General features: G+C 27.3%; 17 protein-coding genes and 5 tRNA genes. 14 read left to right on the top strand and 8 right to left on the bottom strand.

The features are described 5' to 3' along the window. Position 1 precedes the first annotated feature (1 nt). Genes ACIJYC_RS03865 through araD form a run of 6 tightly spaced genes read right to left on the bottom strand, consistent with a single transcriptional unit; the run spans position 2 to position 4,953 of the window. On the bottom strand, positions 2-397 hold the full coding sequence (locus tag ACIJYC_RS03865; protein ID WP_435164557.1) for a GtrA family protein: 396 nt from the start codon (positions 395-397) through the stop codon (positions 2-4). Beyond that, positions 384-1,136: a sugar phosphate nucleotidyltransferase gene (locus ACIJYC_RS03860; RefSeq protein ID WP_435164554.1), complete on the bottom strand. Its 753-nt coding sequence runs from the start codon at positions 1,134-1,136 to the stop codon at positions 384-386. The genes ACIJYC_RS03865 and ACIJYC_RS03860 overlap by 14 nt, the downstream gene beginning before the upstream one ends. Then, positions 1,136-1,741: a hypothetical protein gene (locus ACIJYC_RS03855; protein ID WP_435164551.1), complete on the bottom strand. Its 606-nt coding sequence runs from the start codon at positions 1,739-1,741 to the stop codon at positions 1,136-1,138. The genes ACIJYC_RS03860 and ACIJYC_RS03855 overlap by 1 nt, the downstream gene beginning before the upstream one ends. After that, positions 1,734-3,188: a phosphoglycerate mutase family protein gene (locus ACIJYC_RS03850; protein ID WP_435164549.1), complete on the bottom strand. Its 1,455-nt coding sequence runs from the start codon at positions 3,186-3,188 to the stop codon at positions 1,734-1,736. The genes ACIJYC_RS03855 and ACIJYC_RS03850 overlap by 8 nt, the downstream gene beginning before the upstream one ends. A 2-nt stretch (positions 3,189-3,190) precedes the next feature. Beyond that, a complete protein-coding gene (locus ACIJYC_RS03845; RefSeq protein ID WP_435164546.1) occupies positions 3,191-4,231 on the bottom strand; it encodes a GtrA family protein in 1,041 nt (346 codons plus the stop codon). Positions 4,232-4,254: 23 nt separating this feature from the next. Next, the gene (gene araD / locus ACIJYC_RS03840) at positions 4,255-4,953 is read right to left on the bottom strand and encodes an L-ribulose-5-phosphate 4-epimerase AraD (protein ID WP_435164543.1); all 699 of its coding nucleotides are present in this window, start codon (positions 4,951-4,953) and stop codon (positions 4,255-4,257) included. Between the two features lie 166 nt (positions 4,954-5,119). On the opposite strand from araD, the gene ACIJYC_RS03835 reads away from it, so the two are divergent. From ACIJYC_RS03835 to ACIJYC_RS03820, 4 genes are all read left to right on the top strand, one after another. Then, positions 5,120-6,109, top strand: a complete 990-nt coding sequence (locus ACIJYC_RS03835; protein ID WP_435164540.1) for a hypothetical protein — start codon at positions 5,120-5,122, stop codon at positions 6,107-6,109. Positions 6,110-6,293: 184 nt separating this feature from the next. Beyond that, positions 6,294-6,379, top strand: a tRNA-Leu gene (locus ACIJYC_RS03830). A 4-nt stretch (positions 6,380-6,383) separates the two neighbouring features. Next, positions 6,384-7,154, top strand: a complete 771-nt coding sequence (locus ACIJYC_RS03825) for an NAD kinase (RefSeq protein WP_435164537.1) — start codon at positions 6,384-6,386, stop codon at positions 7,152-7,154. Positions 7,155-7,160: 6 nt separating this feature from the next. After that, complete coding sequence (locus tag ACIJYC_RS03820) at positions 7,161-7,868, top strand: phytanoyl-CoA dioxygenase family protein (protein ID WP_435164534.1); 708 nt, start codon at positions 7,161-7,163, stop codon at positions 7,866-7,868. Between the two features lie 4 nt (positions 7,869-7,872). Here the strand turns inward: ACIJYC_RS03820 and ACIJYC_RS03815 are convergent. Beyond that, positions 7,873-7,948: transfer RNA gene (locus ACIJYC_RS03815), tRNA-Thr, on the bottom strand. 33 nt (positions 7,949-7,981) lie between these two features. Further along, positions 7,982-8,725 (bottom strand): 23S rRNA (guanosine(2251)-2'-O)-methyltransferase RlmB, encoded by a 744-nt coding sequence (gene rlmB / locus ACIJYC_RS03810; protein WP_435164531.1) that lies wholly within the window; start codon positions 8,723-8,725, stop codon positions 7,982-7,984. A gap of 128 nt (positions 8,726-8,853) precedes the next feature. On the opposite strand from rlmB, the gene ACIJYC_RS03805 reads away from it, so the two are divergent. The 10 genes from ACIJYC_RS03805 to rplL all read left to right on the top strand — a co-directional run bounded on the left by ACIJYC_RS03805 (position 8,854) and on the right by rplL (position 13,123). Beyond that, positions 8,854-8,939 (top strand) — tRNA-Tyr (locus ACIJYC_RS03805). 45 nt (positions 8,940-8,984) lie between these two features. Further along, positions 8,985-9,058 (top strand) — tRNA-Gly (locus ACIJYC_RS03800). A 45-nt stretch (positions 9,059-9,103) separates the two neighbouring features. Continuing rightward, positions 9,104-10,294, top strand: coding sequence for an elongation factor Tu (tuf, locus tag ACIJYC_RS03795; protein ID WP_435117600.1), 1,191 nt, complete (start codon positions 9,104-9,106; stop codon positions 10,292-10,294). A 10-nt stretch (positions 10,295-10,304) separates the two neighbouring features. Continuing rightward, a tRNA-Trp gene (locus ACIJYC_RS03790) sits at positions 10,305-10,380 on the top strand. Between the two features lie 17 nt (positions 10,381-10,397). Further along, positions 10,398-10,589 (top strand): preprotein translocase subunit SecE, encoded by a 192-nt coding sequence (gene secE, locus ACIJYC_RS03785; RefSeq protein ID WP_028036880.1) that lies wholly within the window; start codon positions 10,398-10,400, stop codon positions 10,587-10,589. Next, positions 10,589-11,119 carry a transcription termination/antitermination protein NusG gene (gene nusG, locus ACIJYC_RS03780; protein ID WP_435098263.1) on the top strand — a complete coding sequence of 177 codons (531 nt, stop codon included), beginning with the start codon at positions 10,589-10,591 and terminating at the stop codon, positions 11,117-11,119. Before secE ends, nusG begins: the two co-directional genes overlap by 1 nt. Next, complete coding sequence (gene rplK / locus ACIJYC_RS03775) at positions 11,119-11,544, top strand: 50S ribosomal protein L11 (protein WP_435164528.1); 426 nt, start codon at positions 11,119-11,121, stop codon at positions 11,542-11,544. Before nusG ends, rplK begins: the two co-directional genes overlap by 1 nt. Then, complete coding sequence (rplA, locus tag ACIJYC_RS03770) at positions 11,544-12,233, top strand: 50S ribosomal protein L1 (RefSeq protein WP_435164525.1); 690 nt, start codon at positions 11,544-11,546, stop codon at positions 12,231-12,233. The genes rplK and rplA overlap by 1 nt, the downstream gene beginning before the upstream one ends. A 2-nt stretch (positions 12,234-12,235) precedes the next feature. Then, on the top strand, positions 12,236-12,757 hold the full coding sequence (gene rplJ / locus ACIJYC_RS03765) for a 50S ribosomal protein L10 (RefSeq protein ID WP_435164523.1): 522 nt from the start codon (positions 12,236-12,238) through the stop codon (positions 12,755-12,757). 3 nt (positions 12,758-12,760) lie between these two features. Then, a complete protein-coding gene (gene rplL / locus ACIJYC_RS03760) occupies positions 12,761-13,123 on the top strand; it encodes a 50S ribosomal protein L7/L12 (RefSeq protein WP_435164520.1) in 363 nt (120 codons plus the stop codon). The last annotated feature ends 5 nt before the right edge of the window (positions 13,124-13,128 follow it).

Raw genomic sequence — 13,128 nt, 5'->3', positions numbered from 1 at the left:
ACTAACTTTTTTTTTTAAATATTATAAATTTTTGTCCAATAAAATTTGTTACTGTTGATACAAAGGTTGCACTCAAGAATGAAATTAACGTTAATCCAGATATTAAAAATACATAATCATGAATTATGCTATTTAGAATAAAGGATGTGAAATATAGAAGTGAAAATAATATATATTGAGATAATTTTTTTTCATCTATTTTGAAAACGTAAGTTCTATTAACATAAAAAGCAAATATGGCCCCCATTATAAAACTTAATCTTTTTGAATAATTAGGGTTCAAAAATTCAAAATAAATGAAAATATAATAAAATAAAAAGTCTATTAAGACAGAGCATAAACCAACAATAATATATCTATAAATCTCTATGAAATTTTTATTATTAGACTCTAGCATTTCTTTTTCTCCAATTATTTAACTCTCTAGGAGTGCCCCAGCTAATATAAGATTTAACTAAAAAATTACTTATCTTGTAGTTGTTATCTAATGCATGGCTGAATACCATATCCATGTAATATTCATTATTTATTGTTTTTTTACTTTTAAAAAGATTTTTAATTGTGTTTGTAAAAATTTTTTTATTTTTAAAAGCAAAAGACCCTATAATTACATAATCTTTATTTGGTTTTAAACTTGCTTTTTTTTTACAAGTTATTTTTTTTATTTCATCTTTATTAATCTTTACCCATCCATAAGAACTTATATTTTTTAAATGAGCTTTATTTGGTTTTGTGGTTAAAACCACAGCATCTGAATTTGTTATTTTTTTATAAAGATCAATTTTACCGTATCTAATTAGACTATCACAAGAATGAATAAATATTTTATCATTTTTTTTTAATAATTTATTTGCCAACAAACAGGTATTAGCTTGACCTTTAGTGGTTCTTTTAACGGTAATTATTTTAAAATTTCTTTTATATTCTTTTTTTAAAATATCTTTAATAGGAAATTTATTTAATAAATTTTTATTACAAATAAATATGTTTAGTGTTGATTTTGGCATGCTTTTTGCTGCCTGTATAAACATAGGTTTTTTGTTTATGGGTATCAAGGGTTTTGGTACTTTATAATTATTGTCAAAAAACCTTTTACCAAGACCTGCCATTGGCATTATATTAACAATTCTTGTCATTAAAAATCTTTAACATTGAATAAAAACTCGTGTCTATTTTTTATAATCTTATAAAATTTTATCTCTTCAACAAAGCATTTAAGCTCTATTTTTTTTGACAAGAATTGTTTTATATATTTATTGTTTTTTTTTAAGTTTTTTATTGAAGCTATAGTTGTATGCGGTACCCATATTTTATCAACAAATGGAAAACCATATTTTTTATAATTATTTTTTAAAATATCATTTTTAAATAATTTAATATTATTTTTAAAAACATTTAATTTTTTATTAATTTTTTTTAAATGTTTTAGTTGTATTTCACTTATTTTTTTATCTTTTTTAATATGATGAAAAAATGTATGACCACCTGTAAGAGGATCGTTATAAAAAATTCCAGGTCGTGTTATGATAATAGAAAATGGTTTACTTTGTTTATCTTTATCATTGGTATAAATATTTCTTAATTCACTGATTTTTTTAATATTAAGTGTAAATAAAGTTAAATGAACGGGATGTTTTAAATATATTTGATTGCCAAATTTTTTTTTTACTACTTTTTTTTGACTCAAAATTTTATTTGTTATTTTTTTATCAAATTCAATAAAAGCTGCTATTTTATACATTGTTATAATTTTTATAAAAATTTTTAAAAATAGATAAATATTTGTCTCTTTCGATATTACTTATTAGTTTATTATTTTCTATTCTAAACTCTAACAAATCAAAATAGTTTATATTAATTTTGAACCATTCATTTTTTTTAATTTTATAAATATTACCAATTAAACATCTTATTATGACATTATGTGTAAAAATGAGACTATTAAAATTTCTAATATTTTTTTTTGTAATTAGTTGATCATTTATAAATTTATTTAACCTGGCAGATACATTTGTTAAAGACTCTCCTTTAGGAAACTTAGGATCTAATCCTTTTTTCCAAGCTTCAATAATGTGTGGATATTTTGTGTTTAATTCTTTGAAATTTAATCCTTCAGCATTTCCATAATCAATTTCTCTAAGATTATTACTTGTAATTATTTTTTTATTTTTGCAAATAATCTTAGCTGTCTCAATGCATCTTCTTAACGGACTTGCAAAGCATTGGTTAAATGTAATTTTTTTAAATTCTTTTTTTTCTTTTCTTTCAATTATGTTGGGATTTAATTTTTGCCCTAAAAATATATTCTTATTAAGTTTAGTTTTTTTATGTCGTGAAAAATAAATTTTATTATTTTTTTCTTTTCTTTTAATATATTTATCAAATTTATTTATAAATCTGATTGCAAGTTTTTTTGGCTCTTTTATAGATAAACTTTCTTTTTTCGTTTTAAGTAATATTAATTTGTTAAATTTAAATAAATCAGATTTATTTTTAACAATTTTTAAAAATTTTTTTTCAATTTCTTTCTGATTTATTTTCGTATTTGTTTGATTTTCATATTTAATATAATTAATTAAAAGAAATTTTATAATATGGTAAATGAAATCTCTTTTATTTAATTTATCTATTTTAAAATATTTTTTTACAAGTTCAGCTTTTCTATTTTTAAAATTGTATTTTCTATAAGAGATTCTATTTTTAGTTAAATCTTTAAGGTATTCTTGAGTGCTTCTTCGTGCTTCCAAAAAATCTCTAAATTGTAGGTTGTACACAGGAGACAATTCTCTTAAACTTTTACCAACATAAACTTTACTTCTTTCCCAATCGTAACATGTAAAAGGGCTATTTATTGTGTGGTGAATATGAGATTTTAAGTCATAAATCATCAAATGAAATACAATTGAATTTTTTTTATAAAATTTTATAGGACCAAAAGTGTTGTTGATAATTAAATCATAATTATCGCTAAAATATTTTTTCTTTAATTTTTTTAGTTTAGCGTTGCATTCATTTAGATATTTTTTACTCAATTGATTACAAATAATTACAATGTCGATATCTCCTGCTTTTAAAGGATTAAAATGCTCACTATAAGATCCTGTTAAAGTCACCGATAAAGAATTTTTGTTCTTATTTAAAGACTCTATAATTTTAAATGCTATTTGTTTATTCTGTAAATTTGGCACTCTTAATTATTTAATATTTTTCGTAGATTAGTAATTTGTTTTTTAGGATTTACATTTTTAAAAACGTTTGATGCAGAAACTATCTTTTCACACTCAATTTGTGTTATATTTTTTTGAGATAAACCTCCATCAACACATAGATTAAATTTATCTCTAATTTTTAAATTATTAATCTTGTTTATCAATTCTGTGGATTCTTTAAGAAATTTCTGTCCTGATTCTCCTGGTTTTTCAATACACAAAATTAAAACTTCTTTATAGGATTTTATTATATTTTCTAAATCAAGGTATTTATTGGACGCGTGCAAAACTAAACCTGAATCAATATTGAGTTTTTTAACTAAACTGTTAACTTTGTTTATTTCATCATTTATCTCATAATGAAAATATATAACATCTGAATATTTTGAAAAACGATCAATATATCTTATTGGATTTTTTGACATAATATGGCTTTCAATCCTATGATTGGGCCATATTTTTTTAATTTGATTAAGTTTTTCAAAATTAGGTTTTTTAACATTTTCATTCATTGTTTCGTCAACAAAATCAACATGTATATAATCTGGATAAAAACCAACTTTTGAAAATATTTCATCTATATTTTCATTATCATCTAAATATATTGCAACTCCAACTTTTTTATTTTTAGCAAAAGAATATTTTATGTGAAAAAAGTATGCTATTAAAAAAATTGTTCCTGAAAATAGAAATCTAGTTATTTCATAATTTAAATTTTCAAATATAAAAATTTTTGATAAGAAATATTGAATTACAAAAGATGAAATAGAAATTATACTGAAGTAAATGAATGATCTATTATAATAATATCTAGGTATTTTAAAATTAAAAGATATATTAGCAGTGAATGCAAATGAAATTCCAATTATTAATGGAAATATAGAAGAAATTATTTGTGGTGAATTAAAATTAAGTAATAATTTTCTGATAACAAGTTCAATAAAGATAGATATAAAACCTATTATACAATAGCGTAAAAAAAAAATTGCTTTTTTTTTATTTAGTTTTTTTGTCAGAAACATTTTGTTAAACTTATTACGAATAATTACTTTTGACCATAATAAGATTTTTTACCGTGTTTTCTCTCATAATGTTTATTAGAAATATACTTTGGTAATTTTTTCTTAACTTTGAGTAAGTAGGATTGAAAAGTTGTTTGCGCAACAAATTCTAGGATTTCAGCGTTAATTACTGAACTTTCAATTTTTGTACCCCACGTAAAAGGACCATGACCCGCAACAATTACACCAGGACAACTATAAACATCCAATTTCTTTTTCTTCAATGTTTTTAAAATTAATTTGCCTGTAATTTTTTCATATCCTTTATTAATATCTTTTGAACTTATAAAATCTACAACAGGTACTTCATTTTTCCAATAATCAGCATGTGTTGTCCCAATAAGTGGTATTGGCTTTCCACTTTGTGCCCAGACCGTGGCATAGGTCGAATGAGTATGGGTTATACTTTTAATATCTTTATTGTGTTTGTAAATCTCTAGGTGTGTAGGCGTATCTGTAGATGGTTTTAGCCTTCCCTTTATTTTTTTTCCAGATTTAATATTAATTATTGGAATATCATTGGGGACAAGATTTGAAATTTTAGCACCACTAGGTTTAATTACAAAGTGATCTTTATCTAATCTTAAACTTACATTTCCAAAATTATATATAACTAATTTTTTTTGTATTAACTTCTTATTTTGGTTAATACAAGCTGACGCCAATTTTAAATAATTGTTCATAATGATTAATATATTTTAAAATTATTTATTTCTAGTTTAATTATAACTCTTTTTATTTAAATTGTATGGGTAAAAACTATTTAGCTTTAAATAATCTTTATAATTGTTGTAGCACATGATTATTTTGTTATAGTTTTTAATTTGTAGTTGCTATATTTAATTTCAAATGAAAATAAAAACATCCGAAATTACTTTATTCATATTTTCATTTTTGGTTTTGTTTTTTATAATTTGGAAAACAAACAGTTATTTAATTAATGGTGCAGAGGAAATATACGTAAAAAATTTATATAACACATATATTTTATCACCAAATTATGAATTTATTTTTGTAGGAAATGATGAGGATAGAAAATTTTTTAGAAAATTCAATTTATATTTTTTATCATATCTTTATTTAGAAGTAAGCCATTTTTTGCATTTTTTTAAATTGGATAATAATTTAATATTATATTTTCATTACTCATTAATTTCATTCACTCTATCAGGAGGTATTTTTTTTACATTAAAATGTGTTGAAAAAATAAGTAATGAAAATTTACATGTAATTTGGATATATATTTTATCTACAACCACTTATATTTTAGTGGTTGGAGGGATTTATGATGAGTTTTCTCATTTTGAATTTTTTTTTATTTCTGGTTGTCTATATTTTTCAATCAAAAAAAAATTAACCTTGTTTATTTTATTTAGTTTTTTTGCGGTAGCAAATAGAGAAACAGGGATTTTAACCTTTTTTATTTATTTTTTATTAAATAAAAAAGATTTAAGGAATTTTATAGTGTCGATATCACCAATAATTTTTTTTATTGTATCAAATATCAGTTTTTTTTTCGAATATCCTTTTGATCTCAGTAAAATTATTTTTGTATCCAGCAAACCAAATCTAACTCTTCTTGATATTTTTAGTATGGAGAAAAAAAAATTTTTAGGTTCTTTATTATATACATTAATTATTTACTGCCCACTAATATACTGTTCAAAAAATTATAAAATTTTTACTAACATGAATTATAGTTTTTTATTTTTTTTATATTTAATTATTCTAAATTTTGGAACTTTTGTTGGCAATATATATCCACAGTTAGTAATTATTCCTTTTATATCTCTAATATTTTTTGGAAAAAAAATAAAAAACTCCACTCAAGTTAATTAGTTAAAGCTTTTTAATTGACTAGTTTTATTCTTAAATATTTAGTTAAATGCTAATAAAATTCATTAATGCCCTCGTGGTGAAATTGGTACACAACACGTACACAGAAAGATAAAATAAAAAAATTTTACTTATTCCTCTTGTTCAATTATAAATATTAGCATAAATACTCATGAAATTCATTAATGCCCTCGTGGTGAAATTGGTAGACACAAAGGACTTAAAATCCTTGCCGCTTGCGGAGTGCCAGTTCGAGTCTGGCCGAGGGCACCACTAAATGAGTAAGCTTCAGATAATTTCTGATAAGAATAAAAAATCCTTAAACATTAAAAAGTTATTATTAAAAAGAATAGATAGTCTGCAATTTAAACAAAACAATCTTGTAATTGTTATTGGTGGTGACGGTTTTATGCTTGAAACTTTAAAGAAGAATAAAAATTCAAATAAACAATTTTATGGAATTAACTCAGGAAATTATGGTTTCTTGATGAATAAATTTTCATCAAAAAATATTATTAAAAATTTAAAAAAAGCAAATATGATTTCTATTTCACCATTAGAAATGATTGTTAAGAATAGAAATAATCTAATAAAAAAATCTTTAGCTATAAATGAAGTGTCAATTTTAAGACAAAGTAGACAAGCTGCATCCTTATCTATCAAGCATGGTACAAAACAAATTATTAAGACACTTGTTGCAGATGGGGTTTTAGTTTCAACACCAGCTGGAAGTACAGCATATAATTTATCAGTGCATGGACCTATATTAAGTTTAAATTCTAAAAAATTATCAATCGCACCAATTAGTCCATTTAGACCAAGAAGATGGAAAGGAAAAATAGTAAATGATAAATTAAAAATTATAATCACAAACTTAAATTCATCTAAAAGACCAGTTAGCGCTGTTGCAGATAATCTTGAATTTAGGAATGCTAAATCAATTATAGTGAAGACCAACAATAAAATTAAATTTAATCTTCTTTATGATAAAAACAGAAGTTTACAAAAAAAAATAAAAATTGAGCAATTAAGAAGAGAAACTACCTGATATAAAGTGCTAACAAAAAAACAAATCAAACAATATCAAGAAGATGGCTTTGTAATTCCTGATTTTAAAATGTCAGAAGATGATCTTTTTGAAATAGAGGATAAGCACAATCAATTAATTAAAAAGTTTCCAGAATTTAATAATTATTGTCCAGCTTTACTTTTAAAAGATGAAAGTTTTTTAAAATATTGTCTGAATGATAAAATATTAGACTTTGTTGAACAATTACTAGGTAGCAAGTTTGCTTTATGGAATTCTAGTTTTTTTGCAAAACCTTCTTGTAATGGTTTTGAAACCCCTTGGCATCAAGATGGTCAATATTGGCCAATAAAACCTCTTGCGACATGTACCGTATGGTTAGCTATTGATGATGCAACTGAAGAAAATGGATGTCTGAGATTTATCAAAGGATCACATAAAGATAAAAAACTTAAAGGTCATTATAGAAATAACAAAGAAAATTTAACATTGCATCAAGAGCTTTACAAAAATGAGTATGATATTTCAAAGTCAGTTAACTTATCACTTAAAAGAGGACAAATATCATTGCATGATGTTTATATGGTTCATGGTTCAAAAGAAAACAAATCACTTAATTCAAGGCGTGCAATGACAATGAGGTTTATGCCTCTATCAAGTAAATTTGATCATGAATTTATTTTTGATAGCATTCCATCATTTAAAATTGATAAAATTTATCCGGTGAGAAATTAAGAAATGGTGCCCCCGCACGGATTCGAACCGCGGACCTATTGATTACAAATCAATTGCTCTACCAACTGAGCTACAAGGGCATGCGCAATAACTATTAATTATTTGTCAAATAATCAACTCTTTTTTTTTAAATAACTTAAGTGATGAAACACTATGGCTGCACTGTTTGATATATTTAAACTTTCAATGTCTTTACTCATATTTATTTTAACAAAGAAATCAGCATATTTGCCTGTATGTTCTCTCATACCAAAACCCTCTGATCCAAAAAGAAGAACATTTTTTCCTTCCCATTTAACTTCTGTAAAATCTTTATCACCTCTAGCATCAAAACCATAAACCCAAAAATTTCTTTCTTTTAAATTTTTAAGAGTGGAATTTATATTTGATACTTGGAAAATATTTAAATGTTCCATACAACCACTTGCCGACTTGTACATAAGCTTACTATCTTTTGGAAATTGTCTTTCTTTAATAATTAAGCCATCTATTTTAAAAGATGAAGCACTTCTTATTAGTGAACCAATATTTCTTGGATCTGTTACTTCATCCAAACAAACAAAAGTACAATTTTTTTTTTCTTTAATATATTCTTTTAAATCAGGTTGATCTAAATGTTCAATTTCTGCAACATAACCTCCATGCATTAATTGTTCTTTAGATGTATATTTGTCTAATTCCTTTTTAGACTTAAAATAAACTTTAACGTCTTCTAAAACATTTTTTCTAGGGTTTTTTCTATGTATATTTTTTTTAGCATCCTCAGTTAAAAATACTCTTAAAACCTTACGTTCAGGATTTCTAAGAGCTTCAACAACAGCATGCTGACCAGCGATAAAAAAAGAGGATTTATTCATAAATTTTAATCAGTTTTACACGTTTTTCTGAATATTTATCTATTAAATCACGTGTTGCATTTGAATAAATAAAATATATAAAACGCTTGTTGTTTGAAGCTTTATTGAACAGGGGACACTTCCCCAGAGGAGGGGTTCCAGAGCGGTCAAATGGGGCGGGCTGTAAACCCGTTGACTTCGGTCTTCGAAAGTTCGAATCTTTCCCCCTCCACCACTCAATAAATTTTTAAGTAACATGGAGTGTTACTCTTGGGGTCGTGCGGGTGTAGTTCAATGGTAGAACGCTAGCCTTCCAAGCTGGATGTAAGGGTTCGATTCCCTTTACCCGCTCCAAGAAAAAAAGTTATTAATGAAAACAAAAACTGAGGTAAAAAAGTAATGTCAAAAGAAAAGTTTGTTAGAAGTAAACCCCACTGTAACATTGGGACGATTGGTCATGTCGACCATGGTAAAACAACTCTTACTGCAGCTATCACAATTACATTAGCAGAAGCAGGTGGAGCAGCAGCAGTAGCTTATGATCAAATCGATAAAGCTCCTGAAGAAAAAGAAAGAGGAATTACAATTTCAACAGCTCACGTTGAGTATGAAACTGAAAAAAGACATTACGCTCACGTAGATTGTCCAGGTCACGCTGACTATGTTAAAAACATGATCACTGGTGCTGCACAAATGGATGGAGCTATCTTAGTAGTTAACGCTGCAGATGGTCCTATGCCGCAAACTAGAGAGCACATTCTTTTAGGAAGACAAGTTGGAATTCCAGCTATTGTTGTTTACTTAAATAAAGTAGACCAAGTTGATGATAAAGATATGATCGAACTTGTAGAAGAAGAAATTAGAGAACTTTTAACTTCATACAAATATCCTGGAGAAACAACTCCAATCGTTAAAGGATCAGCATTAGCAGCGGTAGAAAAAAGAGATGAAGAAATTGGAAAAAATTCAATTTTAGAATTAATGAAAGCCGTTGATGAACATATTCCACAACCAGCTAGAGATGTTGATAAACCATTCTTGATGCCTGTTGAGGATGTATTTTCAATTTCAGGAAGAGGAACAGTTGCAACTGGTAGAATTGAATCAGGTGTAATTAAAACTGGTGAAGAAGTTGAAATCGTTGGTATTAAAGAAACTAAAAAATCAGTTTGTACTGGAGTAGAAATGTTTAGAAAACTTTTAGATTCTGGTGAAGCTGGTGATAACGTTGGAATTTTATTGAGAGGTATTGAAAGAACAGATATCGAAAGAGGTCAAGTTCTATGTAAATCTGGATCAATTACTCCACATACTAAATTTGAAGCTCAAGCGTATGTACTTAAAAAGGATGAGGGAGGAAGACACACTCCTTTCTTTACTAAATACAGACCACAGTTTTATTTTAGAACAACAGACGTAACAGGAGAAGTAGAATTGCCAGCAGGTACAGAAATGGTTATGCCAGGTGATGATGCAAAATTTACTGTTAAGTTAATTACACCGATTGCAATGTCAGAACAATTAAACTTTGCTATTAGAGAGGGTGGAAGAACTGTTGGAGCAGGAGTAGTAACTAAAATTATAGAGTAACTCTATAAATAGGAGTGTAGCTCAATTGGTAGAGCGCCGGTCTCCAAAACCGGAGGCTGAGGGTTCGAGTCCCTCCGCTCCTGCCAATTAGAGCTTAATAATTATGAAAAACCCGATGAAATTTATCCAGGAAGTAAAACAAGAGGCTTTTAAAGTTTCATGGCCTACATGGAAAGAGACTTTACAAGGTGCTTTAATGGTGTTTGCGATGGCAGTTGTGATGTCTTTATTTTTCTTACTTCTGGATCAAGTTTTAAAGTTTTTCTTAGAATTATTACTTAAAGTGAGTATTTAATGAAAAATTGGTTCATAGTTCAATCACACTCTAACTTTGAGAATAAAGTTTCTGGTCTAATCAGAGAAGAAGCTGAAAAAGCAAAAATTTCTGACAAATTTGAGGAAATTATTGTTCCAACACATGATGTAACAGAGGTTAAAAGAGGAAAAAGAATTCAAAGAAAGAAGAAATATTTTCCGGGTTATGTCCTTGTAAAGTGTGAGATGGATAATGACATTTATCATATGATTAAGAACTTAAAGAGAGTAAGCGGTTTTTTAGGATCTAAAGGGATTCCAGTACCAGTTTCTGACAAAGAAATTGAAAAGATTTTAGGACAAATAAAAGATGGTGTGGCTCAGCCAAAATCTGGTATAGAGTACAGCATTGGTGAAAAAGTTCAGGTAGTTGATGGTCCTTTTGCATCGTTCAGTGGAATGGTGGAAGATATAGATGAAGAAAAGTCTAGACTTAAGGTCTCAGTTTCTATATTTGGACGTCCAACACCAGTAGATTTAGAATATAACCAAGTTGAGAAAGTAAGTTAATGGCAAAAGAAATTAGTGGATTTATAAAGTTACAAATTAAAGGCGGTCAAGCTAACCCAGCTCCTCCTGTAGGACCAGCCTTAGGACAACGTGGCGTTAACATCATGGAATTTTGTAAAGCTTTTAACGATAAAACTAAATCAATGGCTGGAAAACCTGTTCCAGTAGAAATTACAGTTTACAAAGATAAAAAATTCGATTTTAAAATTAAATCTCCACCAGCATCGTTCTTTATTAAAGAAGCAGTTAAGCGTAAAAGTGGATCAAAAGAACCTGGAAGAAATATTGTTGCATCAATATCAAAAAAACAATTAGAAGATATTGCTAGTCAAAAAATGCAAGATTTAAATGCTCATGATTTAGAAGAGGCAGTAAAAATCATAGCAGGTTCAGCAAGATCAATGGGTATAGAGGTAAAAGAGTAATGCCATCCAAAAGATATAAAAAACTACCTGAAAAAACTAAAGATTTAAACGCCGAGGTAATTGAAAAATTATTATCTGAAGTTAAGAAAAATTGTACAACCAAATTTGATGAGTCTTTAGATTTAAGTTTTCAAATAAATAACAAACAAAAGAAAAGTGAAGTTAATATCAGAACTGTTGTTAACTTACCTGGTGGCACTGGAAAAAATGTTAAAGTTGCAGTTGTTTGTGAAGATAACAAAGCTCAAGAAGCTAAAGATGCTGGAGCTGACATTGTTGGCAGTGATGAGTTTGTAGAAAAAATTAAAGGTGGTGAATTAAATTTTGAAAAATTAATATGTACTCCTGGTATGATGATTAAACTTTCTAAATTAGGTAAAGTTTTAGGCCCTAAAGGATTAATGCCAAATCCAAAACTTGGTTCGGTATCAGAAAATATTAAAGAAGCAGTAACTAATGCTAAATCTGGACAAGTTGAAATCAGAAATGATAAAGATGGAAATATAGGTGTGAGTATTGGAAAAAAATCCTTTCATGATGATCAATTATTAAAAAACTTTCATGCAATTTTGGACGCATTGGAAAAAGAAAAATCAAACAACACTTTAAAAGGGGACTTAATTAAAAACACATTTGTTACGTCATCAATGGGTGTTTCATACAAAGTTAAACTAGGGAAGTCGATATAGTCATGTTAACTAAAGAGCAGAAAAAAAATTATATTACAGAAATGACTACACAGTTTGAAAATAGTAAAGCTGTAATGGTTACACATTACCAAGGTTTAACAATGACTCAATTAGATGATTTAAGAGCTCAAATGAGAGAGCATGGAATAATTTTTAAAATAACTAAAAATAGAATAACTAAACTAGCTTTGGAAAAAACTAAGTGTAAAGATTTATCAGATTTATTTACAGGGCCAACAGCAGTTGCTTTTGGTGAAGATGCGATAATGTCTGCAAGAATTCTATCAAAATTTGCAAAAGACAATGAAAACTTAAAATTAATTGGTGGAATTATGGATAATGAGGTCTTAGACCAGGCTGGTGTCCAAAATGTAGCTAGTTTACCAACATTAGACGAAGCAAGAGCAAATATTGTAGGTATTTTAAATGCTCCAGCATCAAAATTAGTGAGTATTTTGCTTGCATACTCAGAAAAAATGAGTAGTTTGTCCGCAGAAAATTCTGAAACACAACCCAAAGAGTAAATTATGCCTGACCTAAACAAAATTATCGAAGACCTTTCAAGTTTGACTGTTGCTGAGGCAGCTGAACTTTCAAAACAATTAGAAGAAAAATGGGGTGTTACTCCTATGGCAGCAGCGGCTCCAGCAGCAGCAGGTGCAGCTCCAGCAGAAGATAAAGACGATTTTACAATCATGCTTATGTCAGCTGGTGAAAAGAAAATTAATGTTATTAAAGAAGTTAGAGCAGCAACTTCATTAGGTTTAAAAGAAGCTAAAGATCTTGTAGAGGGAGCACCAAAAGAAGTTAAGACTGGTGTAAATAAAAAAGAAGCTGAGGAGATCAAAGCTAAACTTGAAGCCGCAGGTGCAAAAGTAGAACTTAAATAAATTAA

It is taken from the genome of Candidatus Pelagibacter bacterium nBUS_28, from assembly GCF_051200915.1.
In the GTDB taxonomy this organism is placed as follows: domain Bacteria; phylum Pseudomonadota; class Alphaproteobacteria; order Pelagibacterales; family Pelagibacteraceae; genus Pelagibacter.
The sequence above is the reverse complement of the archived record's forward strand: the minus strand, read 5'-3'. Positions and strand labels throughout refer to the sequence as shown.

Excerpts from the sequence above, each read along its gene's own strand:
- ACIJYC_RS03865 (WP_435164557.1), bottom strand. The coding sequence starts at position 397 with ATGCTAGAGTCTAATAATAAAAATTTCATAGAGATTTATAGATATATT.
- ACIJYC_RS03860 (WP_435164554.1), bottom strand. The coding sequence starts at position 1,136 with ATGACAAGAATTGTTAATATAATGCCAATGGCAGGTCTTGGTAAAAGG.
- ACIJYC_RS03855 (WP_435164551.1), bottom strand. The coding sequence starts at position 1,741 with ATGTATAAAATAGCAGCTTTTATTGAATTTGATAAAAAAATAACAAAT.
- ACIJYC_RS03845 (WP_435164546.1), bottom strand. The coding sequence starts at position 4,231 with ATGTTTCTGACAAAAAAACTAAATAAAAAAAAAGCAATTTTTTTTTTA.
- araD (WP_435164543.1), bottom strand. The coding sequence starts at position 4,953 with ATGAACAATTATTTAAAATTGGCGTCAGCTTGTATTAACCAAAATAAG.
- ACIJYC_RS03835 (WP_435164540.1), top strand. The coding sequence starts at position 5,120 with ATGAAAATAAAAACATCCGAAATTACTTTATTCATATTTTCATTTTTG.
- ACIJYC_RS03825 (WP_435164537.1), top strand. The coding sequence starts at position 6,384 with ATGAGTAAGCTTCAGATAATTTCTGATAAGAATAAAAAATCCTTAAAC.
- rlmB (WP_435164531.1), bottom strand. The coding sequence starts at position 8,725 with ATGAATAAATCCTCTTTTTTTATCGCTGGTCAGCATGCTGTTGTTGAA.
- tuf (WP_435117600.1), top strand. The coding sequence starts at position 9,104 with ATGTCAAAAGAAAAGTTTGTTAGAAGTAAACCCCACTGTAACATTGGG.
- secE (WP_028036880.1), top strand. The coding sequence starts at position 10,398 with ATGAAAAACCCGATGAAATTTATCCAGGAAGTAAAACAAGAGGCTTTT.
- nusG (WP_435098263.1), top strand. The coding sequence starts at position 10,589 with ATGAAAAATTGGTTCATAGTTCAATCACACTCTAACTTTGAGAATAAA.
- rplK (WP_435164528.1), top strand. The coding sequence starts at position 11,119 with ATGGCAAAAGAAATTAGTGGATTTATAAAGTTACAAATTAAAGGCGGT.
- rplA (WP_435164525.1), top strand. The coding sequence starts at position 11,544 with ATGCCATCCAAAAGATATAAAAAACTACCTGAAAAAACTAAAGATTTA.
- rplJ (WP_435164523.1), top strand. The coding sequence starts at position 12,236 with ATGTTAACTAAAGAGCAGAAAAAAAATTATATTACAGAAATGACTACA.
- rplL (WP_435164520.1), top strand. The coding sequence starts at position 12,761 with ATGCCTGACCTAAACAAAATTATCGAAGACCTTTCAAGTTTGACTGTT.